This window comes from Pseudomonas sp. P9_31, from assembly GCF_034008235.1.
Classification (GTDB): domain Bacteria; phylum Pseudomonadota; class Gammaproteobacteria; order Pseudomonadales; family Pseudomonadaceae; genus Aquipseudomonas.
The window spans coordinates 4,092,215-4,115,984 of sequence record NZ_CP125375.1; the positions used below are offsets into that span (position 1 = coordinate 4,092,215).

At 58.1% G+C, this 23,770-nt stretch carries 27 protein-coding genes and 2 pseudogenes; 22 read left to right on the top strand and 7 right to left on the bottom strand.

What is annotated here, in order from left to right:
- Nucleotides 1-21 precede the first annotated feature (21 nt).
- The 3 genes from fnr (at nt 22) to QMK51_RS18170 (ending at nt 3,772) form a co-directional block, all read left to right on the top strand.
- Nucleotides 22-768, top strand: a complete 747-nt coding sequence (fnr, locus tag QMK51_RS18160) for a fumarate/nitrate reduction transcriptional regulator Fnr (protein ID WP_258696559.1) — start codon at nt 22-24, stop codon at nt 766-768.
- Nucleotides 769-802: 34 nt separating this feature from the next.
- Nucleotides 803-1,786, top strand: coding sequence for a zinc-dependent alcohol dehydrogenase family protein (locus QMK51_RS18165; protein ID WP_320391142.1), 984 nt, complete (start codon nt 803-805; stop codon nt 1,784-1,786).
- Nucleotides 1,787-1,954: 168 nt separating this feature from the next.
- Nucleotides 1,955-3,772 (top strand): DAHL domain-containing protein, encoded by a 1,818-nt coding sequence (locus QMK51_RS18170; protein WP_320391143.1) that lies wholly within the window; start codon nt 1,955-1,957, stop codon nt 3,770-3,772.
- 164 nt (nt 3,773-3,936) lie between these two features.
- On the opposite strand, the gene QMK51_RS18175 is transcribed toward QMK51_RS18170, so the two are convergent.
- Nucleotides 3,937-4,755 (bottom strand): aldo/keto reductase, encoded by an 819-nt coding sequence (locus tag QMK51_RS18175; protein WP_320391144.1) that lies wholly within the window; start codon nt 4,753-4,755, stop codon nt 3,937-3,939.
- On the opposite strand from QMK51_RS18175, the gene QMK51_RS18180 reads away from it, so the two are divergent.
- From QMK51_RS18180 to QMK51_RS18215, 8 genes are all read left to right on the top strand, one after another.
- Nucleotides 4,754-5,065 carry a hypothetical protein gene (locus QMK51_RS18180; RefSeq protein WP_320391145.1) on the top strand — a complete coding sequence of 104 codons (312 nt, stop codon included), beginning with the start codon at nt 4,754-4,756 and terminating at the stop codon, nt 5,063-5,065. The genes QMK51_RS18175 and QMK51_RS18180 overlap by 2 nt on opposite strands.
- Before the next feature lie 24 nt (nt 5,066-5,089).
- On the top strand, nt 5,090-5,878 hold the full coding sequence (locus tag QMK51_RS18185) for an alpha/beta hydrolase (protein ID WP_320391146.1): 789 nt from the start codon (nt 5,090-5,092) through the stop codon (nt 5,876-5,878).
- Between the two features lie 279 nt (nt 5,879-6,157).
- Nucleotides 6,158-7,135, top strand: a complete 978-nt coding sequence (locus QMK51_RS18190; protein WP_320391147.1) for an NAD-dependent epimerase — start codon at nt 6,158-6,160, stop codon at nt 7,133-7,135.
- 49 nt (nt 7,136-7,184) lie between these two features.
- Nucleotides 7,185-7,925 (top strand): glycosyltransferase family 2 protein, encoded by a 741-nt coding sequence (locus tag QMK51_RS18195; RefSeq protein WP_258696565.1) that lies wholly within the window; start codon nt 7,185-7,187, stop codon nt 7,923-7,925.
- The gene (locus QMK51_RS18200) at nt 7,922-8,200 is read left to right on the top strand and encodes a lipid-A-disaccharide synthase N-terminal domain-containing protein (RefSeq protein ID WP_320391148.1); all 279 of its coding nucleotides are present in this window, start codon (nt 7,922-7,924) and stop codon (nt 8,198-8,200) included. The genes QMK51_RS18195 and QMK51_RS18200 overlap by 4 nt, the downstream gene beginning before the upstream one ends.
- A 3-nt stretch (nt 8,201-8,203) precedes the next feature.
- Nucleotides 8,204-9,724 (top strand): ArnT family glycosyltransferase, encoded by a 1,521-nt coding sequence (locus QMK51_RS18205; protein WP_258696567.1) that lies wholly within the window; start codon nt 8,204-8,206, stop codon nt 9,722-9,724.
- Nucleotides 9,721-10,656 (top strand): SdiA-regulated domain-containing protein, encoded by a 936-nt coding sequence (locus QMK51_RS18210; RefSeq protein ID WP_320391149.1) that lies wholly within the window; start codon nt 9,721-9,723, stop codon nt 10,654-10,656. The genes QMK51_RS18205 and QMK51_RS18210 overlap by 4 nt, the downstream gene beginning before the upstream one ends.
- A 342-nt stretch (nt 10,657-10,998) precedes the next feature.
- Nucleotides 10,999-11,748 (top strand): SDR family oxidoreductase, encoded by a 750-nt coding sequence (locus tag QMK51_RS18215; protein ID WP_320391150.1) that lies wholly within the window; start codon nt 10,999-11,001, stop codon nt 11,746-11,748.
- Between the two features lies 1 nt (nt 11,749).
- Here the strand turns inward: QMK51_RS18215 and QMK51_RS18220 are convergent, their stop codons facing one another.
- Nucleotides 11,750-13,111: an MATE family efflux transporter gene (locus QMK51_RS18220; protein ID WP_320391151.1), complete on the bottom strand. Its 1,362-nt coding sequence runs from the start codon at nt 13,109-13,111 to the stop codon at nt 11,750-11,752.
- Nucleotides 13,112-13,416: 305 nt separating this feature from the next.
- Here QMK51_RS18220 and QMK51_RS18225 point away from each other — a divergent pair, with 305 nt between their 5' ends.
- The 5 genes from QMK51_RS18225 (at nt 13,417) to QMK51_RS18245 (ending at nt 16,011) form a co-directional block, all read left to right on the top strand.
- Complete coding sequence (locus tag QMK51_RS18225; protein ID WP_320391152.1) at nt 13,417-13,839, top strand: hypothetical protein; 423 nt, start codon at nt 13,417-13,419, stop codon at nt 13,837-13,839.
- 332 nt (nt 13,840-14,171) lie between these two features.
- Nucleotides 14,172-14,699 carry a hypothetical protein gene (locus QMK51_RS18230; protein WP_320391153.1) on the top strand — a complete coding sequence of 176 codons (528 nt, stop codon included), beginning with the start codon at nt 14,172-14,174 and terminating at the stop codon, nt 14,697-14,699.
- A gap of 205 nt (nt 14,700-14,904) precedes the next feature.
- Nucleotides 14,905-15,177 carry a hypothetical protein gene (locus QMK51_RS18235; protein WP_007935387.1) on the top strand — a complete coding sequence of 91 codons (273 nt, stop codon included), beginning with the start codon at nt 14,905-14,907 and terminating at the stop codon, nt 15,175-15,177.
- Between the two features lie 100 nt (nt 15,178-15,277).
- Nucleotides 15,278-15,685, top strand: coding sequence for a hypothetical protein (locus tag QMK51_RS18240; RefSeq protein ID WP_320391154.1), 408 nt, complete (start codon nt 15,278-15,280; stop codon nt 15,683-15,685).
- 8 nt (nt 15,686-15,693) lie between these two features.
- Nucleotides 15,694-16,011, top strand: coding sequence for a DUF6966 domain-containing protein (locus tag QMK51_RS18245; RefSeq protein ID WP_320391155.1), 318 nt, complete (start codon nt 15,694-15,696; stop codon nt 16,009-16,011).
- Nucleotides 16,012-16,146: 135 nt separating this feature from the next.
- On the opposite strand, the gene QMK51_RS18250 is transcribed toward QMK51_RS18245, so the two are convergent.
- Entirely contained in the window at nt 16,147-17,085 is a 939-nt protein-coding gene (locus tag QMK51_RS18250) for a LysR family transcriptional regulator (protein ID WP_320391156.1), read from the bottom strand.
- Between the two features lie 155 nt (nt 17,086-17,240).
- On the opposite strand from QMK51_RS18250, the gene QMK51_RS18255 reads away from it, so the two are divergent.
- From QMK51_RS18255 to QMK51_RS18265, 3 genes and pseudogenes are all read left to right on the top strand, one after another.
- The gene (locus tag QMK51_RS18255) at nt 17,241-17,999 is read left to right on the top strand and encodes a sulfite exporter TauE/SafE family protein (RefSeq protein WP_320391157.1); all 759 of its coding nucleotides are present in this window, start codon (nt 17,241-17,243) and stop codon (nt 17,997-17,999) included.
- 89 nt (nt 18,000-18,088) lie between these two features.
- Entirely contained in the window at nt 18,089-18,628 is a 540-nt protein-coding gene (locus tag QMK51_RS18260) for a hypothetical protein (RefSeq protein WP_320391158.1), read from the top strand.
- A gap of 212 nt (nt 18,629-18,840) precedes the next feature.
- Nucleotides 18,841-19,044, top strand: a pseudogene (locus tag QMK51_RS18265) (phage infection protein); the annotation flags it as partial.
- Nucleotides 19,045-19,139: 95 nt separating this feature from the next.
- Here QMK51_RS18265 and QMK51_RS18270 read toward each other — a convergent pair.
- Together QMK51_RS18270 and QMK51_RS18275 are read right to left on the bottom strand one after the other, a co-directional pair.
- Nucleotides 19,140-19,220: pseudogene (locus QMK51_RS18270) on the bottom strand (arsenate reductase ArsC); the annotation flags it as partial.
- 58 nt (nt 19,221-19,278) lie between these two features.
- Entirely contained in the window at nt 19,279-20,211 is a 933-nt protein-coding gene (locus QMK51_RS18275; RefSeq protein WP_320391159.1) for a Ppx/GppA family phosphatase, read from the bottom strand.
- A gap of 381 nt (nt 20,212-20,592) precedes the next feature.
- Between QMK51_RS18275 and QMK51_RS18280 the strand changes: the two genes are divergently transcribed.
- Together QMK51_RS18280 and QMK51_RS18285 are read left to right on the top strand one after the other, a co-directional pair.
- Complete coding sequence (locus QMK51_RS18280) at nt 20,593-20,985, top strand: VOC family protein (protein WP_258696578.1); 393 nt, start codon at nt 20,593-20,595, stop codon at nt 20,983-20,985.
- Between the two features lie 174 nt (nt 20,986-21,159).
- Entirely contained in the window at nt 21,160-21,465 is a 306-nt protein-coding gene (locus QMK51_RS18285) for a panthothenate synthetase (protein WP_258696579.1), read from the top strand.
- 171 nt (nt 21,466-21,636) lie between these two features.
- Here the strand turns inward: QMK51_RS18285 and QMK51_RS18290 are convergent, their stop codons facing one another.
- Nucleotides 21,637-22,026, bottom strand: a complete 390-nt coding sequence (locus QMK51_RS18290; protein WP_320391160.1) for a cytochrome c family protein — start codon at nt 22,024-22,026, stop codon at nt 21,637-21,639.
- 187 nt (nt 22,027-22,213) lie between these two features.
- On the opposite strand from QMK51_RS18290, the gene QMK51_RS18295 reads away from it, so the two are divergent.
- Nucleotides 22,214-22,681, top strand: a complete 468-nt coding sequence (locus QMK51_RS18295; RefSeq protein ID WP_320391161.1) for a GNAT family N-acetyltransferase — start codon at nt 22,214-22,216, stop codon at nt 22,679-22,681.
- Nucleotides 22,682-22,721: 40 nt separating this feature from the next.
- Here the strand turns inward: QMK51_RS18295 and QMK51_RS18300 are convergent, their stop codons facing one another.
- Nucleotides 22,722-23,687, bottom strand: coding sequence for a GlxA family transcriptional regulator (locus QMK51_RS18300; RefSeq protein ID WP_258696582.1), 966 nt, complete (start codon nt 23,685-23,687; stop codon nt 22,722-22,724).
- Between the last annotated feature and the right edge of the window lie 83 nt (nt 23,688-23,770).

A 23,770-nucleotide genomic window follows, 5' to 3' on the forward strand; every position in this document is an offset into this window, starting at 1 on the left:
ACCATCAGAGGGACTTACGCAATGCCTGAAACCCGGCCGTATCAACATCATTATCTGAAAGCCGCGTGTTCCAATTGCAGCGTTCTGGAGTTGTGTCTGCCGATTGGCATGACCAGCCACGAAGTCGAACGGCTGGATACTCTGATCACTCAGCGTGTAAAGGTTAAAAAAGGCGCAGCCCTGTACCGGGCCGGCGATCCGTTGCGCTCGCTTTACGCGGTACGGATCGGTTCATTCAAGACCAGCATGCTGTCGGTCGACGGCCGCGAGCAAGTGACCGGTTTTCAGATACCCGGCGAAATGCTCGGTCTGGACGCCATCAGCGACGATCGGCACGCCTGCAGCGCCTTTGCCCTTGAGGACAGCGAAGTCTGCCCCCTGCACTACGCGCAACTGGAGAAACTCGCCCAGGAGCTGCCCTCACTGCAACACAACATGAACAAGCTCCTGAGCCGGGAAATCGTGCGTGATCACAGCATGCTCATGATGATGGGCAACATGAACTCCGATGAACGCCTGGCCGCCTTCCTGCTGAACCTGTCGCAACGGCTGAGCATTCGGGGGTACTCGTCCAGAGACTTTGTGCTGAAGATGCGGCGCGAAGAGATTGGCTCTTATCTGGGCCTGCGCCTGGAGACCATCTGTCGGGGCATTGCTCATCTGCGGGATCTGGCACTGGTCGAAATTTCCGGGCGTAACGTCAAAATCCTGGATCTGGACGGGCTCAAGCAACTCGTCGCCGGCTGTCACCGGGAGCCGCCCCTCTGACACCTTGCGGTGCATTGGCTTGTGGAGAATCGTCATGCGCGCCATGGTTTTACATAGCCCCGGCCAGCCGCTGCAACGCGAAGAACGTCCTGTCCCGCGACCCGGCGCGCACCAACTGTTGATCAAGGTTTTGGCCTGTGGCGTGTGCCGTACCGACCTGCATCTGCTGGACGGTGAGTTGCCACAAGCGGTGTTGCCGCGGGTGCCGGGCCATGAAATCGTCGGTGAAGTGACGGCGGTGGGGGCCGACGTCACGCCCGACTGGATTGGCAAGCGCGTCGGGGTTCCCTGGCTTGGCTGGACGTGCGGTGAGTGCACGTTCTGCTGCTCGGGCCGGGAGAACCTCTGCGACCGGGCACAGTTCACCGGCTGTCATCTGGATGGCGGTTATGCCGACTACACAGTTGCCGACGCTCACTTCTGTTTCCCCCTCCCGGACGCACTCCTGGCGACCGAAGCCGCACCGCTGCTATGTGCCGGGCTGATCGGTTTTCGCGCCTTGCAAATGGCCAAAGGCGCGCGCCACCTGGGCCTCTATGGCTTCGGCGCGGCGGCGCATCTGGCGATTCAGGTGGCGCGAGGCCGGGGGCAGCAGGTGTACGCCTTCACTCGCCCGGGCGACAGCGAGGGCCAGGCCTATGCCCGAACCCTGGGAGCGGCGTGGGCAGGCCCCTCGGATCAGCCACCGCCACACCCGCTCGACACCAGCCTGATCTTCGCCCCCGTCGGTGCGCTGGTGCCCCTGGCGCTGGAAGCCACCGTCAAGGGCGGCTGTGTGGTTTGCGCGGGCATCCACATGAGCGACATCCCCGGTTTCCCTTATCGACTGCTGTGGGGCGAACGCAGCGTCCGCTCGGTAGCGAACCTGACCCGCGAAGATGGCACGGCGTTTTTTGAAGAGCTGCGTCATACGCCCGTGCACAGCGACGTCACCTGTTTTACCCTGGACGATGCCAATCAGGCACTGGCAAGCCTGAGGGCCGGTCAGGTCAAAGGAGCGATTGTGCTCATCCCCTGAGGTTCGCCCCAGCCATTCGGTGTTTTTTCCGGCACCGTCCGCCAACAACGCTAGGCTTACGGATGATGTGGCGATTGCTCGCCATTTTGCAGGGAGCGCAAAAATGGAATTTATTAACCGTTGGCAGCCTCTCTCTCAGGACGGCCTGTATGAGGGAGGAACGCCGCCATGAAGATTTCTAACCATTACAAATGGCCTGCCTTGGCCACCATTGCGCTGACCCTCTTCAGCGTACTGATATTTTTGCTGATCAAATCCTATTCGTACGACACATCGACCTACTTCGAGTCACGCGACTTCGTTCGTCAACTCAAGCAATACGATGCCAACTGGAACGTGAAAATCCTGCGGGCCAAAATCGGCCTGAACAACAACCTGCTTCTGGTGGCGCCTCCTGAAGCGGAACAGCGATGGGCGCAGCTCGATAGCCTCAACGCTGCCGGCCCTCTCTCGACCCTTTGGCAATCTCGACGGCAGGGTTATCTGGATGCGGTAGAAAACAAAATCCAGTTGGTTGAGCAATTCAAACAACACAACACGGCCTTGCGAATTTCACTGGATGCCCTGCCCGAGCTGGAAGATGGCATTCAGGCGCTACGCGAAGATGTCAACGACAAGCTCCCGTTGGTGCATGCGGCGGCGGCCTCACTGGTGTTCGATGTTACGTTGGACACCCTTGAATACGCCCTCTATGTCTCCGACGAAAGGGCTGAGGAAATCTCCGAACATCTGAAAGCTCTGAATGAATACATCCATCAACTTCCGCCTGAACAGCGCCTGCCTTTCACCGCATTTGTAGGCGCCGTGAATGCCACCGTTCGAGAGCAGCCCATCGTCAATGACTTGCTTGATCGCATCAGCGTCATTCCGGTCGCACAGCAACTGGACAGCATCAACGAGTTATTGAACGAGACACAACGGCGCACCGGCGCGACAGACCGCCAATATCACCTTTACCTGGGGATATGCGCCGGCATCATGGCGCTTCTGTTGTTGTACCTGGCCGCCCGCCTGATTCGCAGTTATGCGGTGATCAACAAGATGAACAATGAATTGCAGACGGCAAACGAGCGACTGGAACAACGTGTCGAGGAGCGTACCCGCAAACTGCTGGAAGCCGAGCGCGAGTTGGTCGATGCCGCGCGGATGGCCGGCATGGCGGAGATCGCGACCAATGTGCTGCACAACGTCGGTAATGTGCTGAACAGCGTTAACGTCTCTGCAGATTTGATCACCCGCAAATTGGCGGCCAGCAAAACACTTGGCCTGGGCAAAGCGGTAAACATGATGAACGAGCATGCCCAGGACCTGGGGCAGTTCATCACGTTCGATGAAAAAGGCAAACTGCTTCCCGTTTACCTCAATCAACTGGTCAACTCCATCGCGGCCGAGCAAGCGGGCATCGTTGAGGAGCTGTCGCAACTCACCAAAAGCATCGATCACATCAAGGACATCGTCGCCACCCAACAGGCCTATGCCGGCGCCGCCAGGCTGGTCGAGCCGCTGAACGTCATCGATCTGTTCGAAGATGCGTTACGCATGAATTCCGGTGCCTTGAGTCGGCACCATGTCACCGTCACCAAAGACTATCAGGCCACACCGACCATCATCGGCGACAAGCACCGACTGCTGTTGATCCTGATCAATCTGATCAGCAATGCCAAGTACGCGATGTCCAAGGTCAGCGACCGGCAGCGCCATATGACACTGGGCGTCAAGATTATCGATAACACAACGCTGCGCTTCAGCGTAGAGGATCAGGGCGAAGGGATTGCTGCCGAGAACATGACCCGCATCTTCAATCACGGTTTCACTACACGCAAGGAAGGTCATGGTTTTGGCCTGCACAGTTGTGCGCTCGCGGCGGTAGAGATGAACGGACGCCTTCGCGTCCATAGCGACGGACCCGGTCAGGGCGCCCTTTTCACCTTGGAGATCCCGCTGGAGACAGCGGACGCATTGCAGACTGCCCAGGCCCTGCAATGACGTCGCCCTGGCCAGTTAAGCGCAATCCATGTGGGAGCGAGCCTGCTCGCGAATACGGTGTGTCAGGCAACATTAATGTCGACTGATACTCCCTCTTCGCGAGCAGGCTCGCTCCCACAGGTTCCGCATTTGGCATTGGTCGCCCCGCTACTTTGTCAACACGACTACCCCACCAGGGCAATCAACTGCTGGCGCTGTGCATCCGTCAGCATTGGGCCTCCACCCGCACCGGCGTTTTCCGCCATGTAGCGTGGGTTGCGGGTGCCGGGGATGACACAGGTCACCGCCGGATGAGCCAGCACAAACTTGAGCGCCAGTTGCGCCCAGCTGTTGATCCCCACTTGCGCAGCCCATCCCGGTAACGGTTTGCCTTTCAATCGAGCGAGCAAGCCACCTCCGCCGAAAGGCCGATTGCAGATCACCGCCACGCCGCGTTCGCGGCACAGCGGCAGGATTCGTTTCTCGACGGTGCGGTCGTCCAGTGCATAGTTGATTTGCAGGAAGTCCATCGGCTCGGCTTGCAACACCGCTTCCACTTCGTCATACGCCGACGCCGTGTAATGGCTGATGCCGATGTAGCGAATGCGCCCTTCTGCCTTCCATTGACGCAGGGTCTGCAGATGGGTTTTCCAGTCCAGCAGGTTGTGAATCTGCATCAGATCGATACGGTCGGTTTGCAACAGCTTGAACGACTGCTCCATCTGCGCAATGCCTTCTTCGCGGCCACGGGTCCAGACTTTGGTGGCCAGGAAGGCAGGTGAGCGAGGATGATGGATCGATAGCAACTCACCGGTCGTCTGCTCGGCGCGACCGTACATGGGCGAGCTGTCTATTACCTTTCCCCCCTTCTCGAACAACGCGTTGAGAACGGCGGGCAGATGCTTGTAAGCGGGGCTTGAAGGCTCGACATCAAAGCCGCGATAAGTGCCCAACCCTACAATGGGTAACGGCTCGTTGCTGGAAGGAATGGCTCGGGTCAGCATGTTCTTGCCTCCTGTTTCCGTCGACGGCGTCGATGCAGCAAAGGCCGGATCGAAGGTGAGGACCGCCGAAGCACCGGCAGCCAGCGTGAGTATTCTTCTGCGGGTGAAAACAGCCATGGGTATGGGCCAATGCCAGTCAGTGAAGCACAACCCCTGTGGGAGCGGGCTTGCCCGCGAAAGCGGTGTGTCAGGCGACATCAATGTTGACTGTGACGCCGTCTTCGCGGGCAAGCCCGCACAGGTTCCGCACCGCGGCTCTCCTGTACAGCTGAAATTACTGAACTACACTTTGGCGGCGCTCCAGCAATAGCTGTCTCAAGGCCCAAAGCAGTCCATGTCGTCCACTAAACTTAGTCGAATGTCGCGAACCCTGGCGTCTCTCTTCGCTTTCATTGCCATTGCATACCTGCTGCTCTGCGCCGCGCTGTTCGTGTTTCAACGCGCCCTCATCTACTACCCGCAACCACGCGCCATCGACGCACCCGAAACGCTTCTTGCATTGTCAGTCGCCGACGCGCAGGTGCTGGTGACCGTCAGGCCGCACGACGGCCCGAAGGCGTTGATCTACTTCGGTGGCAATGCCGAGGACGTTTCCCGCAGCCTGCCCTCCTTCTCGCAGGCTTTTGCAGATCATGCGATCTACTTGCTTCATTACCGAGGCTACGGTGGCAGTTCCGGGTCGCCTTCCGAGGAGGCGATTCAGCGCGATGCCATGACCTTGTTCGACTGGGTCTACAACACCCATTCCACTATCACCGTGGTCGGGCGCAGCCTGGGTTCGGGCGTTGCCGTGCGCCTCGCCAGCCAACGTCCGGCCTCGCGGCTGATTCTGATCACGCCCTACAACAGCCTTGAAGACCTCGCCGCCCGCCAGTTCCCCTGGTTCCCGGTGAAGTGGCTGTTACAGGACAAATTTGAATCCTGGAAATACGCCGCCCACATCACGGTCCCGACGCTGTTGGTGGTGGCCGAGCACGACGAAGTCATACCACGCTCAAGCACAGACCGGCTCTACACGCATTTCGCCAAAGGTGTGGCCTCGCTGCAGATCATCCCGGACACGGGCCACAACACGATTTCCGAGAGCGCTCAATACCTGAAGATACTGGGTGCCGCGTTGTGAGGGCCATCACAACCGCAGGCCTATAAGGAGGCGGTCATAAAAACGAAATGACCACTTAACATTTTTTTTACAATTCAGCTGGCAGGGTATACGGCTGCGAATTCTGCGGCTCATGATGAGCATTGCGCAGGCCGTTAACAAAATAATGGAGCACGGCATGGAGCCTACGGTGGTATCGACTCAAAAGAATACGTTGATCAGCGAACACTTACAGGGGGTTGTCATGCAAAGGCGTCCTTTGCGCAGGATGGGGATCAGTCGCACACAGGCGCAGGCCTCATGACGGTTCTGGTCACTGGCGCCGCCGGTTTCATCGGGTATCACACCGTCAAGCGTTTGTGTCGCGAAGGCCTTGAAGTGGTCGGTATCGACAATCTCAACGACTACTACAGCGTGGAACTCAAACACGCCCGGCTCAAGGAGCTGGAATCGTTGCCGGGCTTTCGCTTCCAGGCCCTGAATATCGTCGACAAACCGGCCTTGATGGCGTTGTTCCAGGCCCATGCCTTTACCGAGGTTGTGCACCTGGCCGCCCAGGCGGGTGTTCGCTATTCACTGGATAACCCGGACGTCTATGCGCAGTCCAATCTGGTAGGTTTTCTGAATGTGCTGGAAGCGTGCCGGCACCATCGCCCCGCCCATCTGATCTATGCCTCGAGCAGCTCGGTGTACGGCACCAACAGCAAAATGCCGTTCAGCGTCGAAGACGCCGTCGATCATCCCATTTCGCTGTATGCCGCCAGCAAACGAGCCAATGAACTGCTGGCGCACAGCTATTGCCACCTCTATGGCCTGAGAGCCAGCGGTTTGCGCTTTTTTACCGTTTACGGCCCTTGGGGGCGCCCCGACATGGCGCTGTTCAAGTTTACCGAGGCGATCATCAAAGGCTTGCCGATCGACATCTATAACCATGGCCAGATGTCGCGGGATTTCACCTACGTCGACGACATCGTCGAAAGCATCGCCCGCCTGCGCTCCAAGCCACCCGTGCCGAACGAGCCAGGCGATGGCGTAAACCGGATTTTCAACATAGGCCGCGGCCAGCCAGTGCCGCTGCTGGAGTTCGTCGACTGCCTGGAGTCCGCGCTGGGCATCAAGGCCCAACGCAACTTCATGCCGCTACAGGCAGGCGATGTGATCAAGACCTGGGCCGATATTTCGGCACTGGCCGAGTGGGTCGACTTCCGTCCTCAAGTGACGGTTGAGACAGGCGTGGCGGAATTTGTGAAGTGGTATCGCCACTTCTATCAGATATGAAACGTGAGCCCTTGATAAATAAAAAACCAAGGAGCAAGGGGGGGACTCTATGAACCAAGACATTTTTGTATCTGTATTGATTCCAGCAAAGAACGAAGCGAACAACCTCAAACCGTTACTTGAGGAAATCCGCGTCGCATTGGCCGACGAGGCCTACGAAATCATTGTCGTGGACGATGGCAGCACCGATTCCACCCTGCATGAACTGCGGCAGCTGAAAAACAGCGGCCTGGACGCGTTGCGCATCCTGCGCCATGAGCGCTCGCTGGGGCAAAGCACCTCGCTCTACCACGCGGCGATCGCCGCCCGGGGGCAATGGCTGGCCACGCTTGATGGCGACGGTCAAAACGACCCCGCGGACATCCCCGGGATGTTGGCGCTGGTGCGTGGTGAACAGGGGCTGGTAGACGTTCAACTGGTGGCCGGGCACCGGGTCAACCGCCGCGATACCGCGAGTAAACGCTGGGCCTCGCGTTTCGCCAACGGGCTGCGCAGCCGCCTGCTCAATGACGCGACCCCGGACACCGGCTGCGGGCTGAAGCTGATCGAGCGCGCGGCGTTTCTGCGCTTGCCATACTTCGACCACATGCATCGGTTCATTCCCGCGCTGATCCAGCGTCACAACGGCCGAATGATCGTCCACCCGGTCAACCATCGGCCTCGCACCGCCGGGGTGTCCAAATACGGCAACATCGACCGCGCCCTGGTGGGCATTCTCGACCTGTTCGGCGTGTGGTGGCTGATCAAACGCACGCGGTTGAACACCAACGCACAGGAGATCGAAGGATGAACGTCTCCCGCGAAACCCTGTGGCTGGTGGTCGGCTTCGCTGGCCAGATTGCCTTTACCGGTCGCTTCGTCTTGCAGTGGCTGTACAGCGAATACAAAAAACGCAGCGTGATTCCGGTGAGCTTCTGGTATCTGAGCATTGTCGGCAGCGCCCTGCTGCTCGCTTATGCCATTTACCGGGAAGACCCGGTCTTCATCGCCGGCCAGGCCTTTGGCTCCATCGTCTATCTGCGCAATTTGCAATTGATTGCCCGCAGCAAACACCTGAAGGACTGAGCCATGCGTAAAACCCTGTCGCCCGGCATCGAATGCCTGGGCCTGGTGCTGCTTGCCTTGCTATTGATCGGCGCTGGCCTGGGGCTGCGTCAACCGCAGAACGTGGACGAGGAACGCTTCCTCGGCGTAGCCCTGGAAATGCTGCACAACGGCTCATGGTTCATCCCCCACCGCGCCGCGGAGATCTACGGCGACAAACCACCGGTCTTCATGTGGATGGTGGCGTTCTTCGCGTGGCTCACCGGCCTGCCCGCCCTCGCCCTGTATATTCCGGGGCTGTTGTCGGCCGCGACGGTCACGGCCGTGGTCTACGACCTGGGCCGCCGGCTGTGGAATCAGCGCATTGGTCGAATAGCGGCACTGTTGTACCTGGCCACGTACCAGACTTACAGCATCCTGCGTACCGGCCAGATCGACAGCCTGTTGATTCTGTTCACGTCCCTGGGCCTGTACGGGCTGGCGCGGCACCTGCTGCTCGGGCCGGCCTGGCGCTGGTTTTATGTGGGTTGCGCCGCCATGGGCATTGGCGTGATCACCAAAGGGGTCGGCTTCGTCCCGGTCCTGATGTTGATTCCGTATGCCTACGCAGTGCGCAAAAACTGGTCCGGCGTGGTGGCCATGCCCGGCCAGAAGCGCAAGTGGTTCCTGGGCTTTGTGGTTGCGCTCGGCGCCATCGCGGTCTGGCTGCTGCCCCTGGCACTGTCCATCGTGCTCAATGGCACCGCGGATGAAATCGCCTATGCGCGGGAAATCCTGTTGCGCCAGACAGCGGCACGCTATGCCGCCGCGTGGGACCATCGCGAACCGTTCTGGTACTTCTTCGTCAACGTGATCCCGCAATACTGGCTGCCGTTGGTGCTAACCCTCCCGTGGCTGGTACCGGCCTGGCGCAAGCAACTGCGCAAGCACGACGGTCGAGTGCTGGTGTTGCTGGGCTGGGTGGTGCTGGTGGTGCTGTTTTTCTGCCTGAGCAGCGGCAAGCGCAAGTTGTACATCTACCCGGCATTGCCAGGGCTGGTGCTGGTGGCGGCGCCGCTGATTCCCTGGCTGCTCAAGCGCTGGTTCGGCAAGCGCCCGCGCGGTATGCGGGTATTCCAGGCGCTGGTGGTGACCTGGTTTGTTCTGTGGTTCGCCCGCGGTTTCATCGAGCCGATCAAGGAAGGCCCCAACCCCCATGAAGCGATCATGGCGCAGGCGGCGACCATGACCCACGGCGCCGATCTGGTGTTGGTCAACTGGCGCGAGGGCCACTGGTTATTCGCCCGGCAGCCGATCGTGCATTTCGGAATGAGCAACTCCTCGGTCGAACAAGCAGCGCAGTGGCTGCGCGAACACCGTGACGCCTACGCCTTGGTCCCGGATGAAGTGCTGGGCCAGTGTTTCAATCCCCAGGCCGCCCATGAGTTGGGCGAAACGTCTCGCGCGCAATGGTCGATCGTGGGCGCCGATGCCGACAACGGCAAATGCCAGCCCGGACAACCCGCAAAGGTCTATCGCTTCAGCTGGAACAAGGACAAGTCATGAGCAAGAAATGGAAGCTGGGACTATTTTTCATTGTTGTACTGCTTGGTGTCTACGCGGTTTCCGCACGTTTCATGGTCCACCAGCAGCTGTATGCATACGGGAAAAACCTCTGGCATGGTAATCAGGCGCCCGACAAAAATATCTGGCTGCCGGACTATAAAGCCGTTATCCAGGCCAAGCCTGTCGCGGACATCACCAATTTGTCCGGTATCGCCTATGACCCGGACCACGATCGTCTGCTGGGTATCACCAATGGTGCGCCCATGCAGATAGTGGCAATGAGCCGCAACGGCGATCTGCTCGAACGTTACCCGCTGATCGGCTTCCAGGACACCGAAGGCCTTGCTTACATAGGCAACGGACGCGTAGTGATCGCCGATGAAGAGTTGCAGCGACTGTACGTCGTCACCTTGCCGGACAGCCCTGGTCCGATCCATGTGGAGAACGCCCCATTTGTCGCCGTCGAGATCAACCTGAGCGAGCACAACAAAGGCTTTGAAGGCGTGACCTATGATGCGGCCAATGATCGTATCTTCGCGATCAAGGAACGCGATCCGCGGCAGCTGTTTACGGTCACGGGCATGCTGGCGTCCATCGGCGGCCCATTGCAGGTCCGCATCAAGGACTTGACCCACTGGATCGACCGTAGCGTCTTCGGCCTGGACCTTTCCGAGGGTTATTACGATCCACGGACCGGTCACTTGTTGATACTGAGCCAGCAGTCCTACAACGTGACCGAACTGGACCAGAACGGCAACTTCGTCAGCTTCCGCTCCCTGCTCGGCCTGAATGACCTCAAAAAAACCATACCGCAAGCCGAAGGCATGACCATGGACACCTCCGGCGAGCTCTACATTGTGAGCGAGCCCAACCTGTTCTACCGGTTCAGCAAATCGAAGGCTGCAGTGGCAGAGAATCAGCAGAAGCAATAATGGGCTTTGTGCTGGATGGGCCGGCCTCTTCGCGAGCAGGCTCGCTTCCACAGGGGATATGCAGTGAATCCACTTTTTGTGATCGCCGCCGATCAAATGTGGGAGCGAGCCTGCTCGCGATGGGGCCCGCAAAAACACCCTCCAACTTCCGGCCACACCACCGGAGTAACGGCGGCGGCGACCATCTATCGGACCAGTTCCCGATCTCTGCGCCATTGAGGACATTCCGGGTCTTTAATGGATGCAGGATTCCAGGCCAGCCCCCCCCACCCGACCAGAAATACGACGTCCAAGCGGGGCTGACACCTCGCACCCCACTGCGCACGCATCGGGAGACTCGTCATGAAAATCGTCGTGATTGGCGGTACTGGGCTGATCGGCAGGCAGCTCTGCAAAAACCTGCAAGACCTGGGGCATGAAGCCCTGGCCGCGTCACCGAGCACCGGCGTCAACGCCCTCACCGGCGAGGGATTGCAAGAGGCCTTGCAAGGCGCCGACGTGGTGGTCGACGTGGCCAACTCGCCCTCCTTCGAAGACGCTGCCGTGCTCGAGTTCTTCGAAACCTCCGGGCGTAACCTGCTCGCCGCCGAAAAAGCCGCCGGGGTCAAACACCATGTCGCGCTGTCGGTGGTAGGCACCGAGCGCATGCTCGACAGCGGCTATTTCCGGGCAAAAATGGCCCAGGAAACACTCATCAAGGACTCAGGCATTCCCTACACCCTGCTGCGGGCCACGCAGTTCTTCGAGTTCATCGGGGCCATTTCGTACTCGGGCGTGCAGGACGGCGACACCGTGCGGTTGACCTCCGCCGCGTTGCAACCGATTGCCGCATTCGATGTCGCGACGGCGCTGGCGAAGATCGCCGTGCAAGCGCCGAGCAATAACACCCTGGAAGTGGCCGGGCCTGAGCGCTGGCCGCTGGTGGAGTTCGTGCGCTTGTTCTTGCAACACACCAACGATCCGCGCCAGGCCCAACCGGACGACGCGGTCCCCTACTTCGGCGCGCCGATCGATGACCACTCGCTGACGCCGGGAGAACACCCCATCGTCGGGCCGACGCGCTTCGAAACCTGGCTCAAGAGCAACACGTGACCTACACCAACCGCTCAATCTTCTGATGCTGCCAGACCATTTTGTAATACAGCGTCTGCAGCATCAGCATACCCAGATACGCCACCGGAAACGCCATCCACACCCCTTGCAAGCCAAAGCGCGCATCCAGCAGATAGGCCATCGGCAACTGCACCCCGACCACGCAAACGATCGAAACCACCACCGGCACCAACACCGTGCCGCTGGCGCGCATGATGCCGCCGACGATCGCCTGGAAGCCAAACACCAGCAGGCTCCAGAGCATGATGTGCAGCAGGTGTTCCGCCATCGCCCGGGTGGAATCCTCCGTGAGGAACAACCCCAGCAACCAGTGCGACAACAGATAACCCAACACCACCAAACCACCGGTCAGGCACACGTTGATCAACAGCCCCGTGCGCAAAATTGGCCCCATGCGCTCGATGCGCCCGGCGCCGATGGCCTGCGCGCCGAGGATCGACGCCGTGATCGCAATCGACAACGCCGGGAACTGCACGTAATTGACGATCTGCGTCACCGCCCCGTACGCCGCCGTCGCCTGGGAACCGTGCTGGTTCACCAGCGCCAGAATCACCAGCTCCGACAACGACAACACCACCATCTGCAACCCCGTGGGCAAACCGATGCGCAACACCTTGCCGAGGATCGCCAGATCCAGCCGCATCGCCGCAAACATCTCCCGATCCGGCGCCAAGGGATGCCCCTTGCGAAGCAACCGCCACGCCAACCACCCCATCGCCGACAAGTTACCCACCAACCCCGCCCACGCCGCACTCTGAATCCCCAGCGGCGGCAACCCCAACCACCCGAGAATCAACGCCGGCGTCAGCGCCAGCCCCACACACGTCGACACCACCAACGCCAACAACGGCGACACCGTGTCACTCACCCCGCGCAGCAACTGCGTGAACAACACAAACACCAACAACGACGGCAAGATCCACATCATCACATGCGCATACGCCACCGCATCGTCCAGCACATCCGCCGGCGTACCCAAGCCCTGCAACGCGTGCCGGGCGAACACACTGCCCAACACCGCCGCCACCAACCCGATCATCGCCCCCAACAGCAACGTCGAACCGGCGATGGCCTTAACCAAGTGCGGCTCGCGAGCGCCCCAGGCTTGGCCGATCAACACGCCAGCACCGGCGCCGAGGCCGATGACCAAGGCGATGAAAAAGAACACCACGGGGAACATGCCGGATACCGCCGCTAACGCCTGGGTGCCGAGCATTTGGCCGATGTAGATGCTGTTGATCGTGCCGGACATGGACTGGAGGAAGTTGGAGAGGACCATGGGCGCGAGGAACAGGAGGTAGGTTTGCCAGAGGGGGTGGGATTGGGTGGCGGGGGTTTGCATTGAAGTTCCGTCTCGGGTGGGGGCTGGCATTGGGGAAATTCTACGCTACGGAACTGGGAACAACGCGCTCCTATTTTTGCGGATTTTGGGTGCATGAGTAATGGCCGCTTTCGACTATGGATTCAAACGGAAGCGGTCTGTAGACAGGTAACCGCTGATGTCCTTACGCTGGTCAATCTAGTGACAACACAGCGCTAAAGAGGAGGCCGGACATGAGCCACCATCACGATTCTAGGCTTTGCCGTCAGCATGGCCGCTCAACAGCGTCCGTATTGCCACCCGCTAATTTAAGCGACAGGTACCACATGTACGAAGTCAAAGCCCTTGTCTTGTCCGATGTCCCAGTGTTTCCAACGTGGGCGCATCCGGCAGTCCATTACTCAGGTTCAGACCTATACATATGCTTTGAAGCACACGAAGATGATGTCTTTTCCGTGGTTTGCTTTACCGGCCTCATTGAGTACCGTGTGCAACCACTCACCGATGAATCAATCTGGAAGCATCAGTATTTTTCAGCCGGGCTTGAATCCTATGAGTTTCACCTGATGGAAAACTCCCCTCTAACAAAACCCTGGCCAGATTCTCAGCACTGGACTATCACATTTAAAGACGAAATCCACGATGTTGTAGCAACGTCATTGACCGTAATCAGCAGAGAGTCGCGCGCGTCTTCTAAAGAAAAAGCGCTGCTAACTTCAATGAAGTCCGAGGCTGCCTGCGTTTCCTGAATAGTGGCGGCTTCACAGGGCGAAGTGCCTGGAGGACTAATCCAAATCTTGTTTCGCTCGACATTTGGGGTAGGCACTGCAGCCCCAGAATCGCCAGTGGCCAAGATTCCCACGGTCAAGTGATAGGGCTTTTCAACGGAGCATTAACAGATGAAAACCTACTGCCCGATATTCTGGTCTCAGGATCTTGGTGTTGACTACAGCGCTACGGTCATCCACCTCAAAGACATTTTGCCGACGGTGGGCCAAAAAACATTCGCGTACTTTGATAAAAGCGACCGTCTACAAGCCGGCGAAACCATACTTCTTATATGGTGCCCCCCGTTTCCGACTTGAATGGCTGGAGTGAACAACCTTCAGAAATTGCGCTAAGCCACCTGTTGAAAGCAAATGTAGTCGACGCAGCTCAAACGACAGAACCATCAATAGAAGCCATACATCCCGCTCACGTTGGCAAGCGCAGGTACGAACTCGAAATCCTCTCCTGCGAGCGATTTCTGTCGGTATTGCAAGCGCTTCAGGAGGATTCAACGTCCTGGCATCTACAAGGAGTTGGAACCGCACAAAAGAATTTCCTGACGTGGGATGAGGTGAATTGGTGCGGTAGCGCGGTCGTTGAAGGGCTTACCTACATAACTGCGAATACCTCGAACGAAGCCTACATGGAATTGATCGTCGAAGAGGTTGACGACGAGATAGTCGGGCTTTTTTCGTTGCACATTGATCCGGGTGGTGTTGTCTACGATTTTGGCAGGAAACGGCTCACGGGCGAGGAACTGCGGGTCATCAAACAGGCACTCAACATAGCGCGCCCACTTCATGACTCACAGGCTGCTTACCTTGCAGTCTGTGAGTCATGAAATAGGCAGTGCTCCTCTCGGATTCAATGCTCTCGACCAGACTAATCACGCCTGCTTTACATACAGGTCCTACACCCACCTCGGAAATCGTTCCTATCCCCACTGAAGCGATAAAACCTATAGTCACCCCGTCTCCCACGAAGCGACCAGGTTTGGCGACCTGCCGATCGGATCAGTCCTTTAACCCTGATTCGGAGTTTCACCGATGGATAGATACATGCCCCTCACCGGAATCGACCTGATCCCGGCCTCCCTGCTCATCGACACCCAAGCCCCACTCGACGTCCTGCAAGCCATGGCCGACTACCGCATCCGCACGGTCACGCAGGTGCTGGAAAACATCGCCTTCCGCGCCGAGATCGGTTGCGACACGGTGGTGCTGTCGGACTTTGCCAAACTGCTGGCCATTCCGTTGCGCGATGGCTGTGACTTGATGGATGTGATCGGTCGGCGCTTGCGGGCGCAGGCGGCGGAGTAAATGAAAACGGGTGCCTTGAGGGCACCCGTTTTTTTGTCGGAGAACGCGCAGAGGCATAGAATCCATCGCTTATCTCGCTCCCACTTCGCAAGGACCGTGAATGCCTTCCCATAAACGCCTTGGTAGCGTGTGTCATAGCCTCGCTCACCATGCCGCCAGTTCGCTGTCCTATGTCGATCCCCATCTAAGCGTGGCGTTGCGACCGTTGGGCGTCAGGGCTGCGGCGGTTGATCTGATGAAACAAGACCCCTGTCCTCCGGAGCTGAAAAGTGATCCCTATTTGTCCAACGGACTCAATGCACTGAAAGCGCGATTCGAGGAAATTCTTGGGCGGGAAGGATTCACACTTTCGGAGCTTCAAGAGGCGACGGTGCTGTTTAACTACGATCAGAACGGCCTTGATGACTATTGCTGCGAGTGCCACGCGAGGTTGGTCAGCCTCAATGGACGACAGTACGTGTCGGCAGTCAATTATCTGGGTAAATCCATCGTTCCGCAGTTTGGGTGATTTCTAAAATGGGACCAAAGACCGAACAGCTGATTGGCGTGCTTGACCAGCTCGCCGTTGTGCTTGAAAGCGATGGCGCCACTCACTGGAGCCAGTGGATGCGCAAAGCAAGGGCACACTTGCTGAACGCTGATTACTACGGGGTTGAATATCTGCTGTCAGCCTACGGCGGGATGGGCTCGTTCAATGACCTCGTTCTTGGCCAACGATGCGTCGGTGGTGTTTTTGCCTGGAAACCCGGGCATGCTGAGCTGAACGAAAAGTTCGATTCACTAAGAGGCGAAGCCGCAACGCTCGCCAATGCGATTAAACGTGCTCAAGACTGAATGCAAAAAGAATCCGTCACCCGCTTCAACTTGATGGACGTGATCGGCAGACGCTTGCGGGCGCAGGCGGTGAAGTGAAATGAAAGCGGGCAGCCGAGTGGCGCCCGTTTTTTTATGTCCGCGATTCGTGATGCATCAGCCACCCTGGAACGTTACTGCATGCTTTCGATCAAGGCTTTCACCAACGCCACGGATCATCTCCAACAACGACTTCACCCGCAGCGGCAGATTCCCGGCCGGGTACACCGCGTGCATCTGCGGGCTCTCACCGCTGCTGGAGGTAAGTTTGTACTCGGGACAGACACGGAGCAGGCGCCCCGCTTCCACTTCGGGCTCCGCCAGCCAGTCCGCCAGGCGGGCGATGCCGAGGCCCGCCAGGGCCGCCTGGAACACCGCCGAACCGGAGTTGAAGCGAAACTTGGGATGAGCCCGAAAGCTGATGGCCTGCGCCTCACTGCGAAAATTCCACTCTTTGAGAATCCGCGGTGCCGTGTGCAGGATCAGTGAGTGCGCCTCCAGCGCCTCAATGGAGTCGGGCATTCCGCGCCGCTCCAGATACCCGGGGCTGGCATACAGGTAACGTGAATAACTCCAGAGCGGATAGCCGATCAGGTCACTGGATTGCGCAAACGCGCCGCGAATCGAGAAGTCCAGCTTGTTCTTGGCCGGGTCGATGATCTCATCGGTGAAAATCACATCGACGTTCACGTCTGGATAACGCTCGGCGTACTGCGCGATCAGCCGGGGCAATACGCCGTGGCCAAGGAACTCGGGGGCGGAAAAGCGGACCCAGCCGTAGGCCTGGCCGCTGATGCCGGCCAGGTCTTCATCCGCCTCACGTTGCAGATCCAGCATTTTGTAGGCATGGGGCAACAAGCGCTCGCCCGCCTCGGTCAAGCTCACTGCATTGGAGGAGCGATTGAGCAACTTGACCCCGACACTTTCCTCCAGGGCTTGAACGGCACGGGTCAGCGCGCTGGGGGAGCGCCCCAGAGTACGTGCCGCCGCGACGAAGCTGCGCTTGCGAGCCACCGTCGCGAAGGCTTCAAGTTCCCCCAACATATCCAATGCCATGCGCCACCTCGTTGCACTTTTCACAACGTGGCATTGCAACACATTAAAAGCCCTTCCGTTAACCTTCCTGCTCAAGGACGCAGGCAAGCCGATGCGATGAAACACGTAGAAGCCGCCGGACGCTCACCCACCCTTCATCGTCAGAGCCTGATTTCATGGTCGATATTATTATCCTTTGCGTGTTCGCCTTCTCCGCCGGCCTGATCGATGCGGCGGTGGGCGGCGGCGGACTGATCCAGATTCCCGCGCTGTTCAACGTGCTGCCCACGGCACAACCGGCGGCGTTGCTGGGGACCAACAAGGTTGCGGCAGCCTGCGGCACCGCATTCGCGGCCCGGTCCTTCGTGCTCAAGGTGGTAATCAACTGGAGCCTGGTGATCCCCGCCGCCTGTGCGGCGTTTGTCATGTCCTTCTTCGGTGCGGCCACGGTGTCGTTCGTCCCCCAGTCGGTGATCCGGCCGGCGGTGCTGGTGTTGATCGTGCTGATGGCGATCTACACCTTCTGGAAAAAGGACTTCGGCGCCCTGCACAGACCCATGCACATCGGTACCAGGGAAAAACTGCTGGCGATCGTCATCGGCGGTGCCATCGGCTTCTACGACGGACTGTTCGGGCCCGGCACTGGCAGCTTCCTGATCTTCCTGTTCATCCGCTGCTTCGCCTTCGACTTCCTGCATGCCTCGGCGTCGGCCAAGCTGGTGAACATCGCGACCAACGTAGCGGCGCTGATGTTCTTCATTCCGACGGGTAATGTGCTCTACCTGATCGCCATCCCCATGGCGGCATTCAACATCCTGGGTGCACTGACCGGCACCTGGCTGGCAGTTCATAAAGGCGTGCCCTTTGTCCGGGCTCTGTTTCTGGTGTTGCTGCTGATCCTGATCGGCAAACTGTCCTATGACCTGTTCGTGTAAGCGCGTTTTCTGCCGCTACACTCAAGCGGAGCAAGGCATTTCACATGGGCATTACGCCATTTCTATCGACTACTTAGAGTGAGTCGTTCATGAACCTTCGATTGCTCACCGCTTTCATTGCGATGTCTTTTTTATGGCCAAGTGCACAGGCTGGCTACTGGAGGGACTCAAACGGCAAGCCAATCCCGGACACCGAATCAAGACGAACCATTGGGGAGTTTGGTGGCTCGCTGTTAATTACTTCCGATCCCGATTGGGAAAAGAAGTGGAATACTCCGGCCGAAACCACCCCCGTATTTAAGGAAGCCAAAATTGTCACCCGAGGTGAAAGGGTCTTCGCGCTGACGTTTTTTGCAAATCCGATGCTGAATGCCAATCACGAAGCAAACATCACGTGCGATTTGAAAGCCACAAGGCCGAACGGTACAGAATCGATCAATCAGCGAGATGCCGTTTGTTTTCAAGGACGCCTTAATGGGGAGCCGAACAACATGTATCTCGCCGTCCCCGTGATCGGTTTCATCGGCGAGCCTGACGATCCCATTGGCATCTGGACGCTAGAAATCACTCTCAAAGACAACCTGCGTAAGGTTGTCATGCCGCTCAAAGCAACATTCACGCTGAAGTAGGTCGTTTTTAGCCTGGCGAAAGCGGTGTGTCAGGCGACATCAATATTGACTGTGCTGCCGTCTTCGCGAGCAAGCCCGCTCCCACAGGGAGGGGCTCGTTCCGATCATCATCGGCGTCGATGGTCACCATCACTTCAATGAAGTTCTCATAAAAAATCCTCGGCGTAACATCCGCTCCATACCCAACCCATAACACCCCGGAGCACACCATCATGAAACGCCAAACCCTTCTCGGCATCGCTTTCTCGGTTTTTGCAGTTAACGCTTTCGCCGCGTCTTCTACTCACCCGGTCGTCGCTGAAGGCGGCTCGGATCGCCTGATTGAAAGCCGTGTGGCTGAAGGTGGTTCGGATCGTCTGATCGAGAATCGCGTCGCTGAAGGTGGCTCGGATCGTCTGATCGAAAACCGCGCAGCATGAATGAGTGGCTTTACCGCAACACTCGACCAAAGAACCCGGCCTCATCAGCCGGTTTTTTTCATGCGTTTTTTTGCCCGACTGAATCGTAAAATGTGCCGAAGCAGCGCTTCGGCCATCAGCGAGTGAACGTCATTTTTTGCGCAAACGAACAGAACCCGGAGTTTGTCAGCCATCACGTCCTCACACCTGTTTGATCCGAATAGCACAGCTTTTTTATTGAAGCATCTTCATTCAGTGCCTGGACATCAGGCCATGAAGAACGCCCAACCTTAAGCCCGACTCGGAAGGACTCATATGCGAGATGCCGAATACCTTGAACGCCGCCAGCATGAGCACCAGACCACCGGGCAAGACACTCAGGCGATGGGGTGGCAAGCCCGTCAATTTGAGTTGTTTAACATGCCCCGCTTCCAGCAGACGCAACGACAAGCGCAACAGACCGCCGTAGGTGATACCGCTTTGACCATCGTCATTCAAGCCATTGGCCTTGAGCACTTTGGCCAGCATCCGTGCGGTGCCTGAAGAGCCGATAGTCTGCTGCCAACCCATTGCACGATAACGACGGGTAACTTTTTCAAACTGTAGAGTGGCCACTCGCTCAGCCTCCAGGAGCGCCTGAGCCGTGATACACCCCCCCTGAAAGTAACGAGTGCCAAGAGTGCCGCTGCCAATGGCAATGCTCTCGGTCAACAGGGGCTGCGTGCCCTGCCCCAGAATCAATTCTGTGGAGCCGCCGCCGATATCCACGACCAGTCGCATACTCTCTGTGCCGGGTATCGTATGGGCAACACCGGCATACACCAGTCGAGCCTCTTCATGCCCAGAGATGACGTCTATACGAAAACCCAGATGCCGCTCCGCGCTGGTCAAAAATAATTGAGCATTGTCAGCTTCGCGCACGGCACTGGTCGCCACTGCCCGCACACGCCCCGCCTCGAAGCCGCGCAGTTTTTTGCCAAACCGCGCGAGTGCCTGCCATCCCCGATCCAGCGCTAACTCGTCCAGCGCCCCGCCCTGAAACCCCTCCGCCAAACGGACAGGCTCACGCAGGGTTTTCACTTCCTGGATCACGAACCCCTGATTGCTCCTGACCGACTGGCCAATCATCATGCGAAACGCATTGGACCCCAGGTCAATGGCCGCAAACAGGGAGGCGTCTTTCATAGGGGGGATTCCTGGCAAATTCATCAGCCCGCAGACGGAGTTCCGCTGAGCGCTCAAGACGGTTTGCGAGGATCTTGCCATTAGGTCGATGACACGAAGATGACACCCTCTGAATACACCTAAGCCGCCGCATTGTTCAGCGCCAGTATCTCTGCAACGAACTTGTCTGCGAATGACATGCCGTCATCTCACTGAAACAGGACGGACACGAGCTTAGTAAAAGCGTGGATCGCCAAAATCAGGACACTGCTTGAAAACAGCTACGCGCCATCAGCGCCCACTCGAAAGAAAGATGCTGTGAGCGCTTTAAAACGGACAACAGATTTACAGAACAATCTGCTAGATTCGCCACTCATTTGACGCGACAAGGAATGCCCGCTCATGAAATTTGGCTACATGATCATCTACGTCCCGGACGTTGTTGCCTCACTCCAGTTCTTTTCGTCAGCCTTCGGGCTTGGCGTTCGCTTCCTCCATGAATCCAACACCTACGGCGAACTCGAAACGGGAGAAACCGCGCTGGCATTCGCCGCCGATGAACTGGCTGCGATGAACTTCAGCACCGGCCATGTCTCGGCGCACTCTTCCCCCAAACCACTCGGAATCGAAGTCGGTCTGGTGACCGAGGACGTTCCGGCGGCGCATGCCAGAGCGTTGAAGGCGGGCGCCGTCGAAATCTCTGCGCCAGGCGCCAAACCCTGGGGACAAATCGTCTCCTACGTTCGATGCCCTGACGGAACACTTGTGGAACTCTGCACGCCGGTAAAGCAGTAAGTGGGGATCGGTGAGTCGGCATCGTCTCTACAGTAACGACCGTCCGTAACCCTGCACCGACGACCTCTCACCCTTCGCTATTCTTAACCACACACCGCGGGCACGGCTTGCGGCATCAACACCAGGAGTAAGGATCCGGGTAAGGAGCGCGCCACATCAACAGAGTATCGAATAATGAAAATGCTACTGATGGTCGAATTCCCCCATGAGCCTTTCAACGCGTTTGTCAGGTCCGGGAAGGTCGGCGAAATCATGAACCGCATCCTGGACACCATTAAGCCCGAGGCGGCTTATTTCACTGAGCAAGATGGCATGCGAAGTGGAATTTTCCTGATCGATATCGTGGATCCCTCCGAAATACCCGGATATGCGGAACCCTTCTTCCTCAACTTCCAGGCCAACTGCAAGTTCCGTGTGGTCATGAACCCGCAGGACCTGCAAAACGCCGGTCTGGAGGAACTCGGAAAAGCGTGGGCGTGAACCACAATCAATGACTGAGAAACCTGTGAAGAGGGAGCTTGCTCCCGCTTGACCGGGCTGGCGCACCAGTACGTAGCACTCACAAAAATCGGCAATGATTGTCAGATTTTGGGGCCGCTGCGCAGCCCAGCGCGAGCAAGCTCGCTCGCCACAAAGGTAGGCATGCACCGATTATTGCGGCTGAAATATCTGAAGGTAGGCCAACAGGTTTTCGATCTTTTCCGGATCGCTGAGGCCCCAGAAAATCATGCGGGTGCCGGGGACCACGTCCTTTGGAGCTTCGATGTAGGCGGTGAGTGTTTCGCGGGTCCAGACGACGCCTGATGATTTCATGGCGGATGAGTACTGGTAGTCCGTCGTGCTTCCCGCAGGGCGCCCGAAAATGCCATTGAGCTGCGGGCCGAAAGAACCCCGCGCCGAACTCCCGACTTGATGGCAGCCGCCGCAGATTCGCTTAAACAGCTTCTCACCCGCCTCAGCATCTCCCGCCGCGTCTGCTTGCAGGCTGAATAACCCTGTATTGAGCATCAAGGCGAAGGTGAGTACGGCGGCGTGTTTCATGTTCGACTCCAAATCGAGTGTTGCGGACAACAAAAGCGGGCGGCTATTTCATCATGACTGGCGTCTACACCGAAGCCTTGAAGCCAATCTATAACTCTCTTTGCTCCTTTTCAGCGACGAAGCACTCTTCGCCGAGCCGGTGCACGCTCTATGCTGGCTCCCCGTGATGATAATTAGAGCGCAGACGATGTCCGTCATACCTGATCAAAATTCTCCAGTCACGTTGGTCGCGGCTCAACCCGCCGACCTGGACAATCTTGTGGCCATTCGAATTGAGGCCATGCGCGAAAGTCTGGAGCGTGTTGGGCGATTTGATCCGGTACGTGCCCGTGAACGCTTTCTCAACGGTTTTGATCCCCGTAACACGCGTCACATCGAGCTGGCCGGTGTGCGGATTGGTTTTATTGTGGTCAAGCCTCACCTGAACGAACTGCTGCTTGACCACTTGTATGTGCGACCGAGTGCTCAGGGATCAGGTGTAGGCTCTGCTGTCCTCAAACAGATTTTCAAAGAAGCGGACGCCGCCGCGCTCCCTATCAGAGTGGGCGCGCTCAAAGAGAGCGCTTCGAATCGGTTTTACATCCGTCATGGCTTCCAGTTCGTCGAAAGCGGCGAGTTCGACAATTACTATGTTCGTCCGAGCGCTGCGCCTTGACGCCGGTTTTTATACAGCCTCGACCAGCAGTGGATGTCGCTCAACCCACGCTCGCTTGAAACTTCTTTCGGTAAGCCGCCGGAAGCAGGCCCACTCGCTGCCGAAAAAGCCTGCGAAACGAGTTGCCATCTTCGTAGCCCACTTTGTACGTGATGCTGTCCAGGGTCATTCGTGTGGATTCGAGCAGCTGCTTTGCCCGCTCCAGACGTAGCGTTTGCAGATAGGTCAGCGGCGTGTAACCGGTGGCTTCCTTGAAACGCCTTTTGAAGTTCCTGACGCCAAACCCGAATCGCTCGGCCAAGTCATCGATCAGCAGCGGCTGATGGAAATGATCCTCCAGCCACGTTTGAACCCGCAGGATGTCACTGTCCCCATGGTGCTTGGGCAGTGACCACATGACATAGACCGATTGCTCGCTGCGCACGTTGTCGACCAGCAGGTATTTGCCACACTTCTGCGCCAGCTCCAGTGACGCGAACCGGCGGATCAGATGCAGCAACAGATCCATGGCGGCCGTCGCGCCGCCGCAGGTGATCAGGCGATTGTCCTCGCAGAGGATCTGCGCCTCCTCCAGGCAGGCCTGTGAATACCGGCGCCGAAAAAAATCGGCAAAGGCCCAGTGCGTGGTGACACGAATGCCGTCCAGCATGCCCGCTTCGGCCAGCATGAACGTTGCCGTACACATGGAAGCCACAACGGCACCTTGCGCGTGCTGTTGACGCAGCCACGGCCCATAACCGGGAAATGCCGGCAAGGCGTCCTTCAGTGTGAAGAGGAACCCCGGGATCACCACCAGATCGGTTCGGGAAATGTCGGCGATGGATTGGTCCACGTGCAGCGTCTGCCCTCCCCATCCGGCGACGTCACCGCCATCCAGTGAGGCGGCAACCACATTAAACGGCGCGCTGGCGGTGTCGGCGAACAGGTTGGCGGCACTGAGCACTTCCAGCGCCAGGGTGGCGCTGGCGGCGGAACATTGATCAGCCAGTAGCAGGGTGACGTGCATGAATGATCCCGATTGCGCTTTTCGCATGAAAAAAGTCATTTGTGCACCTACCTTATCCGATTTCTCCCCCCTAAAGTGCACCG